This window comes from Rhodococcus sp. IEGM1428 (assembly GCF_050321865.1).
Classification (GTDB): Bacteria; Actinomycetota; Actinomycetes; order Mycobacteriales; family Mycobacteriaceae; genus Rhodococcoides.
The window spans coordinates 481723-501812 of record NZ_JBNQFW010000001.1 but is presented as its reverse complement, the minus strand read 5'-3'; the positions used below and the strand labels follow the sequence as shown (position 1 = coordinate 501812).

Sequence of the window (20090 nt, the reverse complement as noted above, 5' to 3'; positions counted from 1 at the left end):
CGTTGCCGGAGCGAACGATTCAGTCAAGGTCGATGGATAGTACGAGTCGAGGCTCGTCGGGACGAAGTGAAGAGCAAGGTCGGATGAAGATGAACAGAACGCTGTATTCGATGATCTGCATGATGGCGATCATCGCCTTCGTTGCATTGCTGTGGGGCACAGTCGGGTACGTCTATGCCGACACCCACCCGTTGCGCCGCGCGGCGTTCGTCGGTGGCGGGGTGCTGATCTCGGGATGGCTGATCGTGCTCGTCGCCGCGGGCGTCAAGGTATCTCGGTTGAAGGCCCGCAGACGAGAGAGCAACTCCGACTCCGATTGAGAACGCCGGCGACGGGTACTCGGGACGGAAGTCTCGACGTACACCCTCCAGTTCGGATGCTCGTCGGGTCCCTCGTATCGGGTGCCGAGCAAGGATCGTCGATGGTCAGTCAGCGCAGTGTGTCCAGTCAGCGGGATTCCCCGGTTCGTCCGGCGACTCGCGACGAATACCTGGCGACGTGGTCGACGCTGCACAACGGCATCGATCCGTCTTCGTCGGTGTTGGTCAGATGGTGGCTCCGAGTGGTCTACACGCTGAGCGCCCCGCTGGTTCGTGCATCCGTGTCTGCCCATGTCGTCACCTGCACCGCCGTCGTCATGGCCGGGGCTGCGGTCGCTCTGTCTCGGCCCGGCACCTCGGCCCCCCTGCTCGCCGCTGTGCTCATTGCTCTCTCGGGCCTGCTCGACAGTATCGACGGCGGCGTCGCGATGATCGGTCGATCCCAATCGCAGTGGGGTTATCTGCTCGACACGGTCGCAGATCGCTGCAGCGATCTGCTGTTGCTGGCGAGCGGCCTTGCGCTGGGAGCCCCGATGCCTCTGGTCGTCGCGGTCGGGGTGACGACCCTCCTGCACGAGATGGCCCGAGCCCGAGCAGTCGGGGCCGGCATACCCGACGTCGGATTTCTGACGGTATGGGAGCGCCCGTCCCGAGTCATCGCTGCCGCGGTCACTGCCACCGTTGCCGGTGCCGCTCCGGCGAGTGCCGGTACATCGGCGACGATCGGTATCTCCGTGACGTGCACACTGGCCGTTCTCGGCTTCACTCAGTTGATGTTCGGGCTGCATCGCCGGGCAGATCGAACTCCGCGGTGACCAGCCAGCCTGCGAGCGCCAAGATATGGAACACGAACATCCACAGCATGATTGCCACGCCCCCGCCGATCGCGGTGAGGCCGCCGAACGGCGCGCCGAGATCCACCGGAATCGCCAGGAACAGAATGAATCCGTGCACGAACCCGGTGACGATGGACGAGGTGACCAACGATCCCACGGCCAACGCCCGCCAACCCACCGCCCGTGGAGCAATCACTCGGTAGGTCCACGCAAGGGGAACCGACAGAATCAGCCACAGACAGTTGAACCCGAGGAACACGCGCAGCGTCATCGCACCGATGCCGCCGTTGCCGGTCGTTGCTTCGAGCAGCCGCGCAACACTCAGCACGCCGGCCAGCAGCACCGGGGCTGCGGCGAAGAACGGCACCATCGCCAGTCGGCCACGCCAACCGGTGAACGATTCTCGAGTCGGAGCGAACCGCACGATCGCCCGGCGTAGGCCTTCCCCGTAGAACGTCGCGGGAAAGATCGAGATCAGGACCCCGAGTGGACCGAGTTCGATTCCCGCGGTGGCCAATCCGTCGACCGCAGCCCGGGCGCCGAGTGCGTCGGGCAGCAATGCCGACACCGCATCGAAGCCGGACCGTACCCACTCCGCCGATACCAGCAGAGCAGTGGCGCGAATAGCGAGCAGTAGCAGCGGCACAACGGCGATGACGGCGTAGAACGTGAGTCCGCCAGCGATCAGAGTGGTGTCCTCGCGGGCGAACCCTGCTCTGATGGCACCGAGGCTTCGACTTGCCCGCGTACGAATTGTCGTCACGGCTGGAAATGTGCCACAGAACGCCGGCGCGGCGTCATTCGAGGCTTACGTCCACTCCGTCGATCACCTTGAGAAACGGGCAGATCGACGTCGCCTGCGCAAGGACCGCCTCGGGATTCTCCGTGCCCGGCAGTGACACGGCCAGAGAGAACTTCGCGTCGTACCCGGATGCGTCGGAGTCGGTGAGGACGACAGTGCCCTTGACGGCCAGTTCGTCGACACTGCCGCCCACTGTGCCGAGGGCGATGCGCAACGATTCGACCAGGCAACTCGACAGGGCGGCGGCCATGAGTTGCTCGGGGTTGGTGCGTTCCCCGGGACCACCGAGTTGTTGGGGTTCGCGCACTCCGAGGGACAGGACGCCGTCATCGGATGTGACGCCGGTCGCGGTGGCGGAAACGGTTGCTGTGTAGAGCTCGGTGTTCATCGATCACGAATGTCCACTCGGTGCGCGATCGAAACCGGCGTACGTCGCGATCATTCCGCGCATCCGTCCGCACGTGTCCCTGTTCACACATCCGCGACTCCTGTTTGACCGAACCTACCCACGGGTAATGACCGGTACAGGGCCGAGCATCACGCTGCGACCCGCAGGCATCGGCCACAGGGAATCGATCACCAACCGAAAGGGGAGCACCATGAGCACATCCACACTGATCGCTCAGTTGCGCGTCGCGCTGCAGCTGACGAACACGGAAATCCAGATCGCGGAAACTCGCGTCGTTCAGGCGCGCACCGAGGCGGTTCGTCGAGAACTGGCCCAGAATGCCGCTAACGGCCGGGATCGCGCCGCAGCCATCGAGGAAGCCCTTCGTGGTCTCGGCGGCTTGCCCGATCTCGTGTCACCGTTCCTGGGACGCACCCTCGCTGCTGTCAAGGCGGTCGCCGAACAGGCTCAGCCGTTCGACGAAGCCCTGCTGGGTGACCTCGCACTCGAGCAGCAACTGCTGGGCCGCGCGAAGTACATCAAGGCACTGGCAACGGCAGCGAACGAGCCGTCCGTGGTTGCACTGGCCACCAGGCTGGCCGCCGCTCACACCGCCACGGTCGAGTGGCTCGAGACGGTACTTGCCGAGGACGCTCTGGGCGGACCCGCAGCATTGCGCCGCACCCCGTTCCAGGCCGCCGCAGGTACCGCGGTCAAGATCGTCAACGCACCGGCAACGTGGTCGGCACGAGGCCTCGACCGCGCACTGGATGCAGCTCGCGCCACCCCGGACCGCCTCAGCGCACTGCTGGGCCGCGGTGCACATGCCGGTGACGTCGCAGTCAAGACACTCACCGCGAGCCGCGATGCAGCACTCGAGGCTGCCGAGGACGTGACCCGCAGCGAAGGCGTCGATGCTGTCGCCGACGCGATCCACACTGCTCGCTCGGCCAGCGGAACCCTCGACGCCGACGAGCTCCCGATCTCGGACTACGACGATCTCAACGTCTCGGACGCCGTCGCCGCCATCAAGGACCTCAGCAACCCGACCGACGTTCGCACCGTCGTGACGTACGAAGAGGCACACAAGAACCGCCACGGAGTCGTGTCCGCAGGACAGACGCGCGTGGCAGCAATCGCCAAGGACGTCATCTCTGTCGACTGATCCTTCTGCGAATACCGATGCGGCCCGTGATTTTCCGGGCCGCATCGCTGTATTCGAAGCCCTACGGCTTCAGCAGAACCTTGATGGCGCCGTCCTGCTTCTTCTGAAAGATCTCGTACGCGTGCGGGGCATCGTCGAGCGACAGCTCGTGCGTTGCAAAGGAATCGACGCCGAGAGGATCGTCGTCGCCGAGCAACGGCATGATGTCGTCGACCCACCTCTTGATGTTCGCCTGCCCCATGCGAAGCTGAATCTGCTTGTCGAACATGGTCATCAGCGGTAGCGGATCGGCCATACCGCCGTACACGCCGATGATCGAAATGGTTCCGCCGCGGCGAACGATGTCGATGGCCGAGTACAACGCACCGAGCCGATCGACACCGGCTTTCTGCATCATCGGAGCCGCAACGGCGTCCGGGAGCATCCCGACGATCTGCTGCGCCATCTTGCCGACCGGAGATCCGTGCGCTTCCATGCCCACGGCGTCGATGACGGAGTCGGTTCCCCTGCCGTGGGTCATCTCCCGGATCACGTCGCCGACGCCACCGCTGTGTTCGGCGAGGTTCACCGTTTCGATTCCTCGCGCCGCTGCGCGGGCAAGCCGTTCGGGAACGAGGTCGACCGCGATCACTCGGAAACCCTTGTGCTGAGCGATGCGAGCGGCCATGTCTCCGATGGGCCCGAGACCGAGGACCGTTACCGATCCGCCCTCGGGGATCGCTGCGTATTCCACGGACTGCCACGCGGTCGGCAACACGTCCGACAAGTAGACGAATCGTGAATCCGGCGGTCCCTCGGGAACTTTGATGTGGGTGAACTGCGCCTGCGGGACACGAAGGTACTCGGCCTGTCCGCCGGGCACCTGCCCGTAGAGCTTGGAGAAGCCGAACAATGCTGCGCCCATTCCCTGCTCGCGAACCTGGGTGGTCTCGCACTGGGTGTACAGACTCGAATTGCACATGTAGCAGTGTCCGCAGGAAATCTGGAACGGGATGACGACGCGGTCGCCGACTGCCAGATCACCGGTGTGCGAACCGACTTCCTCGACGATGCCCATGGGCTCGTGTCCCAGAATGTCGCCCTCGTCCATGAAGGCACCGAGAGTTTCGTACAGATGCAGATCCGATCCGCAGATGTTGGTGGTCGTGATTTTGACGATCGCGTCCGTCGGCTGCTCTATCTGCGGATCGGGAACCGTGTCCACGCTGACTTTTCTCTTGCCCTGCCAGGTGACTGCGCGCATGAGGTCCTTCCGGTGGATTCGACACCGAAGTTCGATGTCGTGCACAACGGATTGCCGGTTGTGACGGCTCACAAACACCTACGCCGACTGCGATTGGTACCGCCCCGCGGTGGGTAGCCTCAGGTATGACCGAGCTTCTGTCCGCCCGACCGACCGCCGCACGCTCCCCCGTCCTGCCGGTTCCGTGCGGGCCGATTTCGGAAGCCGTCGTACAGTGCTTGACCACAGGTGAGCCGGGAACGGTCGGGATCGTGCCGACACCGACAGACGTCGATTCCACGTCGCGAGACGTACAACTCGCCCTGCTGATCTGCTACGAATTGCACTATCGCGGATTCGACGGTGTCGCCGACGCATGGGAGTGGGACCCCGATCTGCTTCGCCTGCGAGCAACACTCGAATCCGCTTTTCTCGAGTACGTCCGGGCTCACGTCGAACCCGGGCACGATGCAGCCGCAGAGATGGACTCCCTCTCCGTCGAGGCCACCTCGGGAACCGGCCCGTCGTGGTTCCTGCGCGACGAGGGCTCGTGGGAGCAGATGCGCGAGTACTTCGTGCATCGGTCGATCTACCATCTCAAGGAGGCCGATCCGCACGCCTGGGCCATCCCCCGGTTGACCGGTCAGGCCAAAGCTTCCTATGTGGCAGTCGAATTCGACGAGTACGGCGGCGGGAAAGGTGATCGCGTCCACCAGAAACTGTGGGCCGACTCCATGGTGGCAGCCGAACTCGATGCGTCGTACCTCGGATACGTCGACCGTGTTCCCGCTCAGACTCTGGCGTGGGTGAACCTGATGTCTCTCTTCGGTCTGCACCGAAGACTCCGTGGTGCCACAGTCGGACACCTTGCGGCCACCGAGATCACGTCGTCGCCGGGCTCACAGCGGTACGTACACGGTCTGAAGAGGTTGAAGGCGCCCCAGGCATGCATTGCGTTCTACGCAGAGCACGTCGAGGCGGATGCAGTGCACGAGCAGGTGCTTCGGCACGATGTCGTCGGCAATCTAATCCGCGACGAGCCCGAACTCGAGGCCGATGTGGTGTTCGGAATGCGCGCACTGGATTTCGTGGAGAACGAGCTCGCCGATCATGTGATGTCGCGCTGGTCCGCCGGTCGGTCCTCGCTCGACTGAGCCTGCCGCTTCTTGGCGCGATGGCTGGTGTCGCAGAGCGGATAGTTCTTGCTCCGTCGGCACGTGCAGACCGCCACCGCGAATCGGTCGGAACACACTCGTGTGCCGTCGTCCAACTCGATGTCGACCGGTCCGTCGATGACGATCGGCCCACCCCTGACGATGCGGACGGTGGTGCGTTTCGTGGTGGGCGCCGCGGGACCATGGTTGCCGCCGTCGGCACTGCCCTCATCGTCGGTCGGCACGAATGACCACTAGATCCTCGATGTCGCGGGATGCTTCGAGCAGTCCGACCTGCTCGAGCCAGGCAGCCCTCTCCGTCATGACCGGGCCGAACGAGATCGATCGACGTGCGGCCACGGACACCGTCATGCCCGTACGGCGCAGCATCGCCTCGGTTCGTGCAGGGTCGGAGTACTCCGACTGCACCACCATCAGGGTCCCACCGGGAACGAGTAGGTCGTGAGCGGCATCGCACAGCGGATCCAGCACCACGCGGCCGTCGTGGCCGCCGTCCCACGCTCGGTGCGGACCGACACCCTCGGGCACCGCCTCCGAGGGCACGTACGGCGGATTGCACAGAACCACGTCGAACGGCTCGAGCACCGACGCGTCCGCGAACGACCCGAGGCGGACGTCGACCTCGACATCGAGGGCGGCTGCGTTGCGACGAGCGCACGCCACTGCGAGCGGCGAAATGTCGAACGCCAGCACTTCACGTGCTCCCAACGACGCCGCAGCGAGCGCCACGGCACCGCTCCCGGTGCACATATCGAGCACACGGGCACCGCGCACCACCCCGGCCCGCGACGCCATCTCGCACAGCAACCATGAATCGTCCTGTGGCTCATAAACTCCGGGATCTGCATGAACCGCGCGGGTGGATCTGAACGTATCGAATTCCGCCGTCGTCATCGAGGTGTCCTCTCGGAGATCGTCATCGCAAGACGTGCCCTCTCGGGCTGTGTGCCGAGCGTGGACTCCACTCGAAGGTGGCTACTGTATGCCCGATCGAACCGGCCGCAAACAAGCCGCTTGAAACCGCGCGAATCGGGTAATCCGTCAACAACACGCGGTGAAGCAAACGCCGCCGTTCGCCCGTCTCGGGCCCACACCGTCCGCTTCGGCAGCACTGACCGCCGTCGTTCATCGAGGAGATTCTCTTGTCGGTTCTACCGTCCATCGACCCTGTTCCCGCCGTCGTCGTACCGTCGCTTCGGCAGGTGTTTCCGGCACCGACTGCCGGGGCCGGCATCACCGTCACCGAATTCGGAGGTGCCACCGTCGTTCGCGTCGCCGGAGAATTCGGTCGTCAGGATCTCGGCGTGCTGGCCGAGACACTCGGTGACGCATCGGTCGAAGGTTCTCGGTTGGTGCTCGATCTGACCGCGGTCGACGCGGTGCCGGCAGGCACGGCGGCAATTCTCGATGCCACGTCGATGCACCTGAGCCGGTGGGGCACTCGACTGGCTGTGGTCGGTTCGATCGAATCGACCCGAGCGCTGGCCGCAAACACACGCGGCCGCACCGCCTTTCACACCACTGTCGACGCTGCACTCGCATACAGAGAGATGTCGGCTTGACCTCGGCCGGCGTCGACGGCCGCCACGACGTTCTCGTTCTCGGCGGCGGCAACGCAGGCGTCAGTGCGGCCGCACGCGCACTTCGTCTCGGGATCAGCGATGTAGCGGTCATCGAACCCCAGTCCGTGCACACCTATCAGCCGTTGCTGTCGTACGTCGGGGGCGGCCAAGCCCGACTTCGCGATGCCAAGCGAACCCAACGCTCGGTGACGCCGAAGGGCAGCACCTGGATCCAGGACACGGTAGCCCGCGTCGACCCCTACGAGAAGGTGGTCACGACCGCGTCGGGTCGGCGATACGGCTATCGCGACCTCATCATCGGGACCGGTCTGGTACCCGACCACGAGGCTCTGCCCGGCATCACCGCAGCCGCCGACTCGGACGCGGTGACGAGCAATTATCTGGGTCGAGCAGAGAAGACCTGGCAACTGATCTCCCACTTCCCGTCACCCGAGATCGGCGGCTCCTCCGAGCGCGGCACGGCAGTGTTCACGGTGCCGCGGCCACCCGTGGGCTGCACCGGTACCACGCTCAAACCACTGTTCCTGGCCGCCGCCCACTGGCGGGCGACCGGGCAGCTCGCCGACATCGACATCACCCTGGTGATCGACCGCGAGGGTCTACTCGATGTGCCTCGGCTCGATTCGGTGTTGCTCGATCATCTCCGCGATCTCGGCGTCCGGATATTGCACCGCACAGCAGTGACCGCCCTTTCCCCTGCAACTCGGCAGATCACCGTCACCGATCACCATGGCGCACAGCAGATCATCGACTACCGGATGCTGCACCTGGTGCCCCCGTTTCGCGGACAGCCATGGGTCGAGTCGTCGAAACTGACCGGAGACGGACAGCACGGTCTCGTCGACATCGACCCCCGCACACTGCGACACCGCGAACACAGCGAGATCTGGGCCGCCGGTGACGGTGCCGGAATCGACACCGATTCGTCCGGCGGTGGGCTGAGAAAGCAAATCACCGTTCTCATCGACAATCTGCTGGCCGCCAGAGCGGGACGAGAACTGTCCTCGTACGACGGCTACACCGTGGCACCGGTGACGACCGACGTCCACCGTCTCGTTGCGGCCGAGTTCGACCGAACCGGGGAACTCACGCCATCACTACCGTCGTTTCTGGATCCACTGAAATCGCGACGATCGGCCTGGTTGTTCGACCGCTACGGCCTGCCCCTGAGCTACTGGAACATGATTCTCCGCGGACGGCTCTGACGGCACCGCCCACCGATCAGTCGAGTTCGAGCACTGCCATCAGTCCGTGCGGATCATCGATGTCGACGTCGTGGCCGTCTTCGCGCAGACCAGCGGCTGCGTCCTCGAGAAGCCGACGCGCCACGTCGTCCATCGCGCGAACATGGTTCAGATCGAGGGTGATTCGGGGATGGGCGTCGATGCCCTCGGCCAAGGTGGCCAGGACCGACTCGGCACCGGCGAAACGTAGGTCACCTTGCAGGTGCACGATTGTGGCGTCCTCACCCGTCACCTCACGAAGGGCCGACGTACCACTCGGTGCCACATGCATCATGTGCAATTCTAGATCCCGAGAGAGGCGCTCGAACACGGCGACGCCCCGCACACTGTTTCCGTGTTGGTTCAACTTGGGCGACAGCACAGCCAACCCGACCTGCCCGGGCAGCACACCGACGATCGCACCGGCCACCCCACTCTTGGCCGGAATGCCCACCACCGCAACCCAACTCCCCGATCCGTCGTACATCCCGCAGGTGGACATCACCGACAGCACGTGCCGATTGACCGCACCGTCGATCAACCGTTCCCCGGTGCTGGGATCTACTCCGCCGTTGGCCATCACCGACGCAATGGTGGCCAGGTCCACGCAGTTGACGTCCACCGAACATTGACGGGCGTAGCCGTCGACCACCTCGGCCGGATCGGCTGCGAGAATTCCGACGGATTTCAGAAGGTAGGCGATCGCAGTGTTGCGGTCGTCCGATTCGATCTCGGCTTCGTAGACCGACGTGTTGGTGCTCAATTGCCGTCCGGCGCACCGGCTGTGCAAGTCCCTGATGCGATCGGCACGCTCCTGCGCCGAGCTCCCCCGAATCATCGAGTGCACAGCGAGTGCTCCTGCATTGATCAGCGGATTGCGCGGTCGACCCGTGGCGCGTTCGAGCGAGATCTCGTTGAACGAATCGCCGGAGGGTTCGACGTCGGTGGCCTCCAGCATTCGTTCGAGTCCGTTGTCCTCGACGGCCAACGCATACGCGAGGGCCTTGGAGATGGACTGGATGGAGAATTCGGTATCGCAATCACCTGCGGCATAGACCGATCCACCGACGGTCGCAAGTGCCACCGCGAAGGTCTCGGGGTCTGCTCGCTCGAGTTCGGCGTTACCCTCCGCGATTGCCCCGCCGTCGAGGTGTCGGCAATCGTCGAGGACGGATTCGAGGTAGCGGTTGATCGGTGACTGCATACCGTCACGCTAACTCGGCGCAGAGGTCACTTCCGCATTGCGCGATTCAGCGCTCGCGCTCGGAGTTCGTCGTCGACGCGCTCTGAAACATTTCCAGGAAGGATCCGAAGCCCTGGCCACTCGTCGCAGTGTTGTCACGTGTGTCCTGTGCGGGTCCGACCGCCGCGTTGTCTGATTCCATGTCACCGATGCTGCCGTTCGGACATGTCAGCAGATCTGGGGGCAATATCACGATAGGGCAACAAAATATAACGAAGCGATAACGGCCGCCGAGGTAGCGCCGTCGTGACGAGTGACAAATGGCGGAGGGAATTCTCGGGCTCGCGAACGGCCGAACCTCGACGTGCGCCGTTTGTCGGATCGGCGACTGTAAAGTCGGGCCCGACCGAAAGGACGATGTGACGCACGCGACACCCGGACGGCGCACCGTATCGCGTCGTTCCTTCTTCACCGCTGTAGTGGCCGGCTCCACGTTGATGCTCGTCACACGCACCACCGCGTCTGCGGAACCGGCCGCCACCGACGGTGAGCCCGATCAGGTCCTCACCGCGATTCCCGCCGACTCGAATCTGGTGATCCTCGAGGTGCGCGGGGACGGCTCCGTGCACTGCGCGTTGCCCCGCGCCGAGATCGGACAGGGACTGACCACCTCGGTGGCGATGCTGATAGCGGAAGAGCTGGACACGTCTCTCGACAAGACCGTCGTGTCACTCTCACGTGGCCGGCAGGAACTGATCGGAAACCACTACACGGGCGGCTCCAACTCCATCCAGTCTCTCTGGGAGCCCGTTCGATCCATCGCTGCGACGGCACGAGCGCGGCTGCTGCGCGCTGCCACCGATCGGTGGGGTGCCGATGTCGGCACGCTGAGGATCGTCGACGGTGTCGTCATGGCACCGGACGGACGGGCGGCGCACTTCGGCGAGCTGGCAGTCGCTGCCGCGGCCCCGCAACTGCGCTTCGAGGCGGTGGATCCGAAGGCGGAGGAAGATCTGACGGTCGTCGGCACTCCGACCACGCGCCAGGATGCTCGCGCGATCGTCACCGGTCGGCTCACCTACACGCTCGATCTCGACGTGCCCGACGCCATGCCTGTCGTCGTCCGACGCCCACCGACGATCAACGGAACCGTTGCCTCGGTGGACGAGGCGGCCTTGCGAGCGATGCCAGGGGTCATCGATGTTGCCGTCGTGTCCACCGGGGTCGCCATCATGGCGCGCACCTTCGGATACGCGCTCGCGGCGAAAGACGCCGCGGTGGTCACGTGGAACGCCGGAACCATCGACGACGAGTCCACCGATTCCATCCAGGACAGGCTTCGGCGGAGCACCCCGGCGTTCACGGGTTTCGGCGGAGTGGGTAGGCCCGAGCTGCCGGGCGAAACGAAACTGAACGTCGATTTCGACTTCGCTCCCGTTTCGCATGCCGCGATGGAAACCAATTCGGCAGTCGCCGACGTGCGATCCGATCGCGCGGACGTATGGGCATCGATGCAGCTACCCAACTACGCCGGTCAGAAAATTGCTCTGACACTGGGTATTCCTTTGAACAGGGTCACCACCCACGTGATGAACGGCGGAGGCTCGTTCGGCCGAAGGCTCTACTTGGACGGCCCACTCGAGGCCGCCGTCATCTCCCGAGCAATGGGCAAACCGGTGCGCCTGATGTGGTCCCGGGTGGACGACATGCGGCACGGCCGAGCCCGGCCCGCGGTACACACCAAGTTCGACGCGGTCCTCGCCCGCGGCTCGGTGATCTCCTGGGAGCAGCGCGTGGCCGCAGTGTGCACCGATTTCGACGGCGGCTTCGGTGACCTCGTCACCGACGCATTGGCACCGTCCCCGCTGATTTCCCAGACGCTGTTCCACAGCACCCGCGACCCGTACTCGTTCACCGACAGCAGCATCAGGACCCTCGTCGAGGTACCGGTGGAAATGCCTACCGGCAGTTGGCGATCGGTGTTCTCCGGAACGGTACGTACAGCGGCCGAGATCATGGTTGATCGCATCGCCGACGCCCTCGATACCGATCCGCTGGAGCTACGCATCGGGGCCGTCGCGAGCGACCGCCACCGTGATGTGCTCAATACGCTCGCCGCAGAGGGCAACTGGGGTGCAGACCTCGGCCCCGGCCGGGCGCAGGGTATCGGGTTCCATTCCGAGTTCGGTTCCAGTGCAGGATATCTCGTCGAGATCGATGCGCAGGACCCGCGAGCGCCCCGCGTGAGAAAAGCCGTCATCGTCGTGGACGTCGGCCGCGTGGTCAACCCTCGCAGTCTCGAGGCCCAGATGATCGGCTGCCTGATGGACGGCATCTCGACCACCCTCAGGGCCGGACTGCACTACGAGCAGGGGCTGCCGCTCGAAGGTAGTTACTCGCAGTTCCACTACGCCCGCCAACGCGATTCACCACTGGATGTGTCGGTGGTGATCATGCCGCCCACCACCGAGAACCCCGGTGGGGCAGGAGAATTGGGAGTGCCCGCTGCGGCCGCCGCAGTGGCCAACGCGTACGCGCGCGCCACCGATACCACCCCCACCAGCTTCCCGATCCTGTTCGACGTCGACTTCGACCCGTTCCCGAAATGAGGACCCATGGCTGAACAGAAGTTCGTCGTCAACGGGGTCGCGGTGTCGGTCGACCTACCCGACGACATGCCGTTGCTCTGGGCCCTGCGGGACGAACTCGGTGTCCGCGGCCCCAAGTACGGGTGTGGCATCGGCGTGTGCCATGCCTGCACGAGCCACCTCGACGGGGAGGAGGTACTCCCCTGTGTCACACCGGTCTCCGATGCCGTCGACAAAGAGGTCACGACCATCGAGGGGCTCGCGGACGGCGACGTTCTCCATCCCGTGCAGCAGGCATGGATCGACGAGGACGTCTCCCAGTGCGGTTACTGCCAACCCGGTCAGATCATGGCTGCCGTCGCACTGCTGAAGCGCATCCCCGACCCTACGGACGAGGACATCGACACCATCGAGAACGTCTGCCGGTGCGGTACCTATCCCCGAATTCGACGGGCCATCAAGGCGGCCGCGAAAGCGATGTCGCAGCGCTGATCGAAAAAGTTTCTGCCACAGCACAGCACCCCGCGAACCACAGGTTCGCGGGGTGCTGTGTGAACTACCCGATTCAGCTCAGTTCGAAGCGATCGAGCATCATGACCTTGTCCCAGGCCGCGACGAAGTCCCGGACGAACTTCTCCTTGGCGTCGTCGCAGGCGTACACCTCTGCGAGAGCGCGCAATTCGGAGTTCGAGCCGAAGACCAGATCGTTGCGAGTTCCGGTCCACTTCTTCTCACCGGTCGCGGCATCCTTGGCCTCGTAGATGCCGTCCTCGGCGGTGGGAACCCACTCGGTGCCCATGTCGAGGAGGTTGACGAAGAAGTCGTTGGTGAGCGTGCCGACCTTGTCGGTCAGGACGCCGTGTGTCGACTGCTTGTAGTTCGCGCCGAGCACGCGCAGACCACCGACGAGCACGGTCATCTCGGGTGCACTGAGCGACAGCAGGTTTGCGCGATCGACCAGGTTGAACTCGGCCGGCAGCTTCTGGCCCTTGCCCAGGAAGTTACGGAAACCGTCGACCTTGGGCTCCAGATCGGAGAACGAGTCGACGTCCGTCTTCTCCTGCGTGGCATCCATGCGGCCCGGAGTGAAGGGAACCGTGATGTCGACGCCTGCGTTCTTGGCGGCCTGCTCGACGGCTGCGACGCCACCGAGTACCACGAGGTCTGCGAAGGACACCGTTCCGGAGAACGACTGCTGGATTCCTTCGAGGACGCGGATGACCTGCGCGAGCTCGTCGGGCTCGTTGACCTCCCAGCCGGCCTGCGGCTGCAGACGCAGACGGCCACCGTTGGCACCGCCGCGCTTGTCACTGACGCGGAACGACGACGCCGCCGCCCATGCAGCCGAAATCAGCTGCTCCTGAGTCAGTTCGGATCCGAGGATGGCCTGCTTCAGTTCGGCGATCTGTGCGTCACCGATCAGCTCGTGGTCGACGGCCGGGATCGGGTCCTGCCAGAGCAGGGGCTCCGCGGGAACCTCGGGGCCGAGGTAACGCGAGACCGGTCCCATGTCGCGGTGGGTGAGCTTGAACCATGCCTTCTGGAATTCCTCTGCGAGCTCCTCGGGATGGTCGAGCCACCGCCGGGTGATCTGCTCGTAGATCGGGTCGACGCGCATCGCGATGTCGGAGGTGAGCATCGACGGGTGGCGACGCTTGGAGGGATCGGCGGGGTCGGGAACGAGATCCGCGCCCTCGCCGTTCTTCGGGCGCCACTGGTGTGCACCGGCCGGGCTCTTGTAGAGCTCCCACTCGAACCCGTACAGGGTCTCGAGGAACGAGTTGTCCCACTGGGTGGGCGTGGGGGTCCAGATGACCTCGAGGCCACTGGTGATCGCGTCTGCGCCGACACCACTCTGGTAGCTGTTCTTCCAGCCGAGGCCCATCTGCTCGATGGGGGCACCCTCGGGCTCGGCACCGATGTGCTCGTCGGGGTCCGCTGCGCCGTGTGTCTTACCGAACGTGTGTCCGCCGACGGCGAGTGCCGCGGTCTCGATGTCGTTCATGGCCATCCGGCCGAAGGTCTCGCGAATGTCCAGTGCGGACTGCACGGGGTCCGGGTTGCCGTTGGGGCCTTCCGGGTTGACGTAGATCAGGCCCATCTGTACTGCGGCAAGCGGGTTTTCGAGGCTCGTGCGATCACCGTCGTAGCGCTCGTCGCCCAACCAGGTCTGCTCGGGGCCCCAGTAGACGTCCTCGTCCGGCTCCCAGGCGTCGACGCGTCCGCCGGCGAAGCCGTAGGTCGGCAGACCCATGGACTCGATGGCAACGTTGCCGGTGAGCACGATCAGGTCGGCCCAGGACAGCTTGCGGCCGTACTTCTGCTTGACCGGCCAGATCAGGCGCCGGGCCTTGTCCAGGCTTGCGTTGTCGGGCCAGCTGTTCAGCGGCGCGAAGCGCTGCATGCCGGCTCCGGCACCGCCGCGTCCGTCCTGCTTGCGGTACGTGCCCGCTGCATGCCATGCCATGCGAATGAAGAAGGGGCCGTAATGACCGAAGTCGGCAGGCCACCAGGGCTGCGAGTTCGTCATCAGGGCCTCGATGTCACGCTTGACCTCGGCGAGATCGAGAGAGTTGAACTCGGCTGCGTAGTCGTAGTCGGGCCCCATGGGGTCGCCGACTGCCGGGTTCTTCTTGAGGATCTTCAGATTCAGCGACTTCGGCCACCACTCACGATTGCTTCCGCCTTCGACGGGCCTCGGCATCGAGTCGTGCATGACCGGACACTTGCCGCCGCCACCTTCCTGCGGCTGATCCTCGTTCATCTCTTTTTCGCGTGTTACGTGATCTTCAGACACGTGCTTCCTTCCAAGGTATGACGATCGGGCTGTGATCGGTGGTCACGAACTCTGCTGTGTTCGAGACCGGGGAGGGAACTGAACGGGAACCGACGGCTGCTCGCGAGCTGCCGAACACTGTGCGCAGAGGCCCCAGTAGATGACCTCTGCCTCGTCGATGGTGAAACCGACGGAGTCCGATGCCGTGAGACACGGCGTCTCGCCTACTGCGCAATCCACATCGGCGATGACGCCGCACGAGCGGCATACGGCGTGATGGTGATTGTCGCCGACGCGCGACTCGTACCGCGCGGGCGAACCCGCCGGCTCGATCCGCCGAACCAGGCGCGCAACCGTCAATGCATTGAGGACGTCGTAGACCGTCTGCCGCGACACCTCGGGCAGCATGGATCGCACGAGCCCGAGAATGGTGTCGGTGTCTGCGTGCGGGTTGGTTTCGACGACCTCGAGTACCGCGACCCGGGGACGGGTTACGCGCATATCGGCAGTGCGCAACTGCTCCGCATGCGGCGAGATCGGCATCACGTGGTCAGTATCCACCGGCTTTCTGGACTAAGTCAAGTATTCGTTCGGAATCCACCAGCCGGACGTCACATGTTCATCGCGGACGGGTTCCGGGCAACCCGAACACCGCACACGCTACTGCCGTCAGCCGCCGATCAGTGCCGACCGTTCCACTGCTTCTCTATCCCCCGCAGAACCTCCAGCGTCTGGGCAGAGTCCGCATCGACCGCCATCCGCGACCGGGCGCGCTCGAGCGCACGCTCGGCGCGCGTCACTGCACGGTGACCCGAGTCGGTGGCCTCGACCAAGTACTGCTGTCGGTTCCGCGGATTGACGCTTCGCACCAGCAGCCCCGCGTCCACCAGGCTCGAGGTGGTCGCGGTGATACTTGTTCTGTGCCGCACCAACTCTCGCGACAATGTGCTGTACGACGTCGGCCCTCGCCTGCACACCAGTTCCAGCACCTCGTACCTCGCCCAGCTCAGCCCCTGTGCGTCCAGTGCCTCCGCCAGACGAACCCGCGCGGCCGACGCCATGCGCAGCACCGTCGACACGATTTCGAGCTCGGTCGAATGCACCGGAGAGGTATCACCGTCGAACGATTCAGCGAGGGCAGTCATCGGATACTCCCTACTTGATTTCTGTGAGGACGGTGCCTTGGGTGATGGCGTCGCCTGCGGTGACGCTCAGGCCGGTGATGGTTCCGCCTTTGTGGGCGGTGACGGGGTTTTCCATTTTCATCGCTTCCAGGACGGCGATGAGGTCCCCGGCGTCGACGGTTTGGCCTTCGGTGACGGCGACCTTGACCACGGTGCCCTGCATCGGTGCGGTCACCGAGTCACCGGACGCTGCTCCCGCGCCGGCTCCACCGCGAGTACGGGCTTTCGGCTTACGCCGCACCGCTCCGGCAGGCCCGCCTCCGTTGCTGCCGAGGGACAGTTCCCCGGGCAGTGAGACCTCGACGCGGCGGCCACCGACCTCGACGACGACGGACTGCCGCGGCAGGACCTCGTCGCCGTCGATGGGTTGCCCGGCGGTGAACGGGGGAACCTGGTTGTCCCATTCGGTTTCGATCCAGCGGGTGTGCACCGAGAAGGAGTCCCCGTCGCCGATGAACGCCGGGTCGGAGACCACCGCGGCATGGAACGGGATCACTGTCGCCAGGCCTTCGACGGTGAATTCGGCCAACGCCCGACGCGAACGCGCCAGTGCTTCCTCGCGGGTGGCTCCGGTGACGATGAGTTTGGCGAGCATCGAATCGAACTGGCCACCGATCACCGAGCCGGATTCGACACCGGAGTCGACGCGGACACCGGGGCCGGAGGGGGCGGTGAAGGTGGTGACCGGTCCGGGTGCGGGCAGGAACCCACGGCCGGCGTCTTCGCCGTTGATCCGGAACTCGAACGAATGCCCCCGCGGTTCGGGGTCGTCGGTGATGGTCAGTTCTTCGCCGTTGGCGATGCGGAACTGTTGCAGCACCAGGTCGATGCCGGAGGTTTCCTCGGTGACGGGATGCTCGACCTGCAGGCGGGTGTTGACTTCCAGGAAGGAGACGAGTCCGTCTTGGCCGACGAGGTATTCGACGGTTCCGGCGCCGTAGTAGCCGGCTTCGAGGCAGATGGCTTTGGCGGAGGAGTGGATTTCTTTGCGTTGGGCGTCGGTGAGGAACGGGGCGGGGGCTTCTTCGACGAGTTTCTGGAAGCGGCGTTGCAGGGAGCAGTCGCGGGTGCCGGCGACGATGACGTTGCCGTGCTGGTCGGCGATGACCTGCGCTTCGACGTGGCGGGGTTTGTCGAGGTAGCGTTCGACGAAGCATTCCCCGCGCCCGAACGCGGCGACGGCTTCGCGGGTGGCGGAGTCGAACAGTTCGGGGATTTCCTCGCGGGTGCGGGCGACTTTCATGCCGCGGCCGCCGCCACCGAACGCGGCTTTGATCGCGATCGGGAGGCCGTGTTCGTCGACGAACGCCAAAATTTCGTGGGCGTCTTTCACCGGCTCGGACGTGCCCGGGACCGACGGGGCTTTGGCGCGGGCGGCGATGTGGCGGGCGGTGACCTTGTCGCCGAGGTCGCGGATGGACTGCGGGGACGGTCCGATCCAGATCAGGCCTGCATCGATCACGGCCTGGGCGAAGTCGGCGTTCTCGGAGAGGAATCCGTAGCCGGGGTGGATGGCGTCGGCGCCGGACTTGGCGGCGGCATCCAAAATTTTGTCGATCACCAAATAGGATTCGGCCGAGGACTGCCCACCGAGGGCGAATGCTTCGTCGGCGAGGCGGACGAAGGGGGCATCGGCGTCGGGTTCGGCGTAGACAGCGACACTGGCCAACCCGGCATCAGCAGCCGCCCGGATCACCCGCACCGCGATCTCACCACGATTGGCAACAAGAACCTTGGTGATCTTCCGATGAGAATTGGACGTGGTCATATTGTCGAGTTCCTTCACTGGCCGTATCGGGCATTGACGAAAAGAGCTGGGGCACTGGCGAGTCCGTAACGGTGCATATCTTCCGGGCGACCCCACAGATCGAGCACCGGCGGAGATTCTTCGACCACGGTCGGCCGCGCAGCGGACAACACAGCAACAACAGCGGCGATGTCGACGTCGGTCGGACATCCTCGAAACGACCAACTACTCGACGCCGCACCGCGATTCGCTTCGGTCACTGCGTCATGATTCGCTTCGCCGCTCATAGGGGAATGTTTCCGTGCTTCTTCGGTGGGAGGGTGACTTGTTTGCGTTCGAGCAGACGCAGCGCGGTCACGATCTGACCACGGGTATGACTCGGCGGGATGACGGCATCGAGGTACCCACGCTCGGCAGCGACGTACGGGTTGACGAGAGTGTCCTCGTATTCCTGCTGCAACGTCAGCCGCAACGCATCGACGTCCTCACCGTTCTTCGCCGCCTCCAACAACTGCTTGCGGTACACGAACCCGACCGCACCCGAGGCCCCCATCACCGCGATCTGCGCCGTCGGCCACGCCAAATTGACGTCGGCACCCATGTGCTTGGACCCCATCACGTCGTACGCCCCGCCGTACGCCTTGCGGGTGATGACGGTGATCTTCCCGACCGTCGCCTCCCCGTAGGCATACAACAATTTCGCGCCCCGCCGAATGATGCCGTTGTACTCCTGCCCCGTCCCGGGCAGGAACCCCGGCACATCGACCAACGTGATGATCGGAACGTTGAAACAATCACACGTGCGGACGAAGCGGGCCGCCTTCTCCGAGGCATCGATATCGAGTGTGCCCGCGAACTGCGTCGGCTGATTGGCCACGATCCCCACCGACCGGCCGTCGATCCGCCCGAACCCGACGATGATGTTGCGGGCCCGCCCCTCCTGCACCTCGAGGAACTCGTCGTCGTCGAGGATCCGGGTGATCACCTCGTGCATGTCGTAGGGGGTGTTCGGTGAATCCGGGATCAGGGTGTCGAGCTCGAGATCCTCCGCTGTGAGCGAGTCCTCGATGGCCCCGGTGATCGGATCCGACGGGACCGTCCGCGGGGCGTCGGCGCGATTGTTCGACGGCAGATACGACAGCAGATCCCGCACGTACTCCAATGCGTCGTGCTCACCGGAGGCGACGTAATGCGCGACCCCGGACTTCTCCATGTGTGTCTTCGCGCCACCGAGCTCCTCCATCGTCACGTTCTCACCGGTGACGGTTTTGATGACATCGGGGCCGGTGACGAACATCTGACTGGTGCCGTCGACCATGACCACGAAATCGGTCAATGCCGGGGAGTAGACGTGCCCACCGGCGGCGGGGCCCATGATCAGCGAGATCTGCGGGATCACCCCCGACGCGCGGACGTTGCGGTGAAAGATCTCCCCGTACAACCCGAGAGAGACGACACCTTCCTGGATGCGGGCACCGGCACCTTCGTTGATCCCCACCAACGGGCGTCCGGTCTTGACCGCCAGGTCCATCACCTTGACGATCTTCTCGCCGTAGATCTCCCCCAACGAGCCACCGAAGACGGTCGCATCCTGGGAGAACACACACACATCACGGCCGTCGACGGTGCCGTAGCCGGTGACGACACCGTCACCGAGGGGCCGATTCTCACCCAACCCGAAATTCTGGGACCGGTGCCGCGCCAACGCATCGAGCTCGACGAACGAGCCCTCGTCGAGCAATGCCGTGATCCGCTCGCGTGCGGTCAACTTGCCCTTCGCGTGGACCCGCTCCACCGCCGCCTCACCCGAGGGATGCTCCGCACCCGCGAGACGTTTACGAAGATCGGCCAATTTACCCGCAGTGGTATGGATATCGGGTTCGGTTGTCGTCATGCAG

General features: G+C 64.7%; 21 protein-coding genes. 8 read left to right on the top strand and 13 right to left on the bottom strand.

All coding sequences use genetic code 11. The annotated features are described in order from the left end of the window. Nucleotides 1-89: 89 nt before the first annotated feature. Entirely contained in the window at nucleotides 90-320 is a 231-nt protein-coding gene (locus ACQR3T_RS02525; protein WP_155293009.1) for a hypothetical protein, read from the top strand. Nucleotides 321-421: 101 nt separating this feature from the next. Then, on the top strand, nucleotides 422-1135 hold the full coding sequence (locus tag ACQR3T_RS02520; protein ID WP_428692445.1) for a CDP-alcohol phosphatidyltransferase family protein: 714 nt from the start codon (nucleotides 422-424) through the stop codon (nucleotides 1133-1135). Here ACQR3T_RS02520 and ACQR3T_RS02515 read toward each other — a convergent pair. After that, complete coding sequence (locus ACQR3T_RS02515; RefSeq protein WP_052070044.1) at nucleotides 1083-1919, bottom strand: YihY/virulence factor BrkB family protein; 837 nt, start codon at nucleotides 1917-1919, stop codon at nucleotides 1083-1085. The genes ACQR3T_RS02520 and ACQR3T_RS02515 overlap by 53 nt on opposite strands. Before the next feature lie 34 nt (nucleotides 1920-1953). Continuing rightward, a complete protein-coding gene (locus ACQR3T_RS02510; RefSeq protein WP_032376554.1) occupies nucleotides 1954-2346 on the bottom strand; it encodes an OsmC family protein in 393 nt (130 codons plus the stop codon). Nucleotides 2347-2557: 211 nt separating this feature from the next. On the opposite strand from ACQR3T_RS02510, the gene ACQR3T_RS02505 reads away from it, so the two are divergent. Further along, a complete protein-coding gene (locus tag ACQR3T_RS02505) occupies nucleotides 2558-3511 on the top strand; it encodes a ferritin-like domain-containing protein (protein WP_428692444.1) in 954 nt (317 codons plus the stop codon). Between the two features lie 61 nt (nucleotides 3512-3572). Here the strand turns inward: ACQR3T_RS02505 and ACQR3T_RS02500 are convergent, their stop codons facing one another. After that, nucleotides 3573-4754 carry a zinc-dependent alcohol dehydrogenase gene (locus tag ACQR3T_RS02500; RefSeq protein WP_428692443.1) on the bottom strand — a complete coding sequence of 394 codons (1182 nt, stop codon included), beginning with the start codon at nucleotides 4752-4754 and terminating at the stop codon, nucleotides 3573-3575. Nucleotides 4755-4879: 125 nt separating this feature from the next. Here ACQR3T_RS02500 and ACQR3T_RS02495 point away from each other — a divergent pair, with 125 nt between their 5' ends. After that, on the top strand, nucleotides 4880-5887 hold the full coding sequence (locus ACQR3T_RS02495) for an iron-containing redox enzyme family protein (RefSeq protein WP_428692442.1): 1008 nt from the start codon (nucleotides 4880-4882) through the stop codon (nucleotides 5885-5887). On the opposite strand, the gene ACQR3T_RS02490 is transcribed toward ACQR3T_RS02495, so the two are convergent. Then, nucleotides 5842-6132, bottom strand: coding sequence for a CDGSH iron-sulfur domain-containing protein (locus ACQR3T_RS02490; protein ID WP_032376552.1), 291 nt, complete (start codon nucleotides 6130-6132; stop codon nucleotides 5842-5844). The genes ACQR3T_RS02495 and ACQR3T_RS02490 overlap by 46 nt on opposite strands. Further along, nucleotides 6116-6802: a HemK2/MTQ2 family protein methyltransferase gene (locus tag ACQR3T_RS02485; RefSeq protein WP_428692441.1), complete on the bottom strand. Its 687-nt coding sequence runs from the start codon at nucleotides 6800-6802 to the stop codon at nucleotides 6116-6118. Before ACQR3T_RS02485 ends, ACQR3T_RS02490 begins: the two co-directional genes overlap by 17 nt. A gap of 248 nt (nucleotides 6803-7050) precedes the next feature. Between ACQR3T_RS02485 and ACQR3T_RS02480 the strand changes: the two genes are divergently transcribed. Both ACQR3T_RS02480 and ACQR3T_RS02475 read left to right on the top strand, forming a co-directional pair. Continuing rightward, nucleotides 7051-7470, top strand: coding sequence for an STAS domain-containing protein (locus ACQR3T_RS02480; protein WP_032376550.1), 420 nt, complete (start codon nucleotides 7051-7053; stop codon nucleotides 7468-7470). Next, complete coding sequence (locus ACQR3T_RS02475; RefSeq protein ID WP_428692440.1) at nucleotides 7467-8696, top strand: NAD(P)/FAD-dependent oxidoreductase; 1230 nt, start codon at nucleotides 7467-7469, stop codon at nucleotides 8694-8696. The genes ACQR3T_RS02480 and ACQR3T_RS02475 overlap by 4 nt, the downstream gene beginning before the upstream one ends. A gap of 16 nt (nucleotides 8697-8712) precedes the next feature. Here ACQR3T_RS02475 and glsA read toward each other — a convergent pair whose 3' ends face one another. Together glsA and ACQR3T_RS02465 are read right to left on the bottom strand one after the other, a co-directional pair. Next, nucleotides 8713-9918 carry a glutaminase A gene (glsA, locus tag ACQR3T_RS02470; RefSeq protein WP_428692439.1) on the bottom strand — a complete coding sequence of 402 codons (1206 nt, stop codon included), beginning with the start codon at nucleotides 9916-9918 and terminating at the stop codon, nucleotides 8713-8715. A 46-nt stretch (nucleotides 9919-9964) separates the two neighbouring features. Further along, the gene (locus ACQR3T_RS02465) at nucleotides 9965-10099 is read right to left on the bottom strand and encodes a hypothetical protein (RefSeq protein WP_255182535.1); all 135 of its coding nucleotides are present in this window, start codon (nucleotides 10097-10099) and stop codon (nucleotides 9965-9967) included. Between the two features lie 217 nt (nucleotides 10100-10316). Between ACQR3T_RS02465 and ACQR3T_RS02460 the strand changes: the two genes are divergently transcribed. Then, on the top strand, nucleotides 10317-12506 hold the full coding sequence (locus ACQR3T_RS02460) for a molybdopterin cofactor-binding domain-containing protein (protein ID WP_428692438.1): 2190 nt from the start codon (nucleotides 10317-10319) through the stop codon (nucleotides 12504-12506). Between the two features lie 6 nt (nucleotides 12507-12512). Beyond that, on the top strand, nucleotides 12513-12977 hold the full coding sequence (locus ACQR3T_RS02455; protein WP_032376547.1) for a (2Fe-2S)-binding protein: 465 nt from the start codon (nucleotides 12513-12515) through the stop codon (nucleotides 12975-12977). A 73-nt stretch (nucleotides 12978-13050) separates the two neighbouring features. On the opposite strand, the gene katG is transcribed toward ACQR3T_RS02455, so the two are convergent. The 6 genes from katG to ACQR3T_RS02425 all read right to left on the bottom strand — a co-directional run bounded on the left by katG (nucleotide 13051) and on the right by ACQR3T_RS02425 (nucleotide 20086). Then, entirely contained in the window at nucleotides 13051-15282 is a 2232-nt protein-coding gene (gene katG, locus ACQR3T_RS02450; protein WP_080737363.1) for a catalase/peroxidase HPI, read from the bottom strand. Between the two features lie 42 nt (nucleotides 15283-15324). Next, complete coding sequence (locus ACQR3T_RS02445; RefSeq protein ID WP_032378010.1) at nucleotides 15325-15804, bottom strand: Fur family transcriptional regulator; 480 nt, start codon at nucleotides 15802-15804, stop codon at nucleotides 15325-15327. 137 nt (nucleotides 15805-15941) lie between these two features. Then, nucleotides 15942-16406, bottom strand: a complete 465-nt coding sequence (locus ACQR3T_RS02440; protein ID WP_428692437.1) for a MarR family winged helix-turn-helix transcriptional regulator — start codon at nucleotides 16404-16406, stop codon at nucleotides 15942-15944. 10 nt (nucleotides 16407-16416) lie between these two features. Next, the gene (locus ACQR3T_RS02435) at nucleotides 16417-18213 is read right to left on the bottom strand and encodes an acetyl/propionyl/methylcrotonyl-CoA carboxylase subunit alpha (protein WP_428692436.1); all 1797 of its coding nucleotides are present in this window, start codon (nucleotides 18211-18213) and stop codon (nucleotides 16417-16419) included. A 14-nt stretch (nucleotides 18214-18227) separates the two neighbouring features. Beyond that, nucleotides 18228-18452, bottom strand: coding sequence for an acyl-CoA carboxylase epsilon subunit (locus ACQR3T_RS02430; RefSeq protein ID WP_428692435.1), 225 nt, complete (start codon nucleotides 18450-18452; stop codon nucleotides 18228-18230). 23 nt (nucleotides 18453-18475) lie between these two features. Next, on the bottom strand, nucleotides 18476-20086 hold the full coding sequence (locus ACQR3T_RS02425) for an acyl-CoA carboxylase subunit beta (protein ID WP_428692434.1): 1611 nt from the start codon (nucleotides 20084-20086) through the stop codon (nucleotides 18476-18478). Nucleotides 20087-20090: the final 4 nt, after the last annotated feature.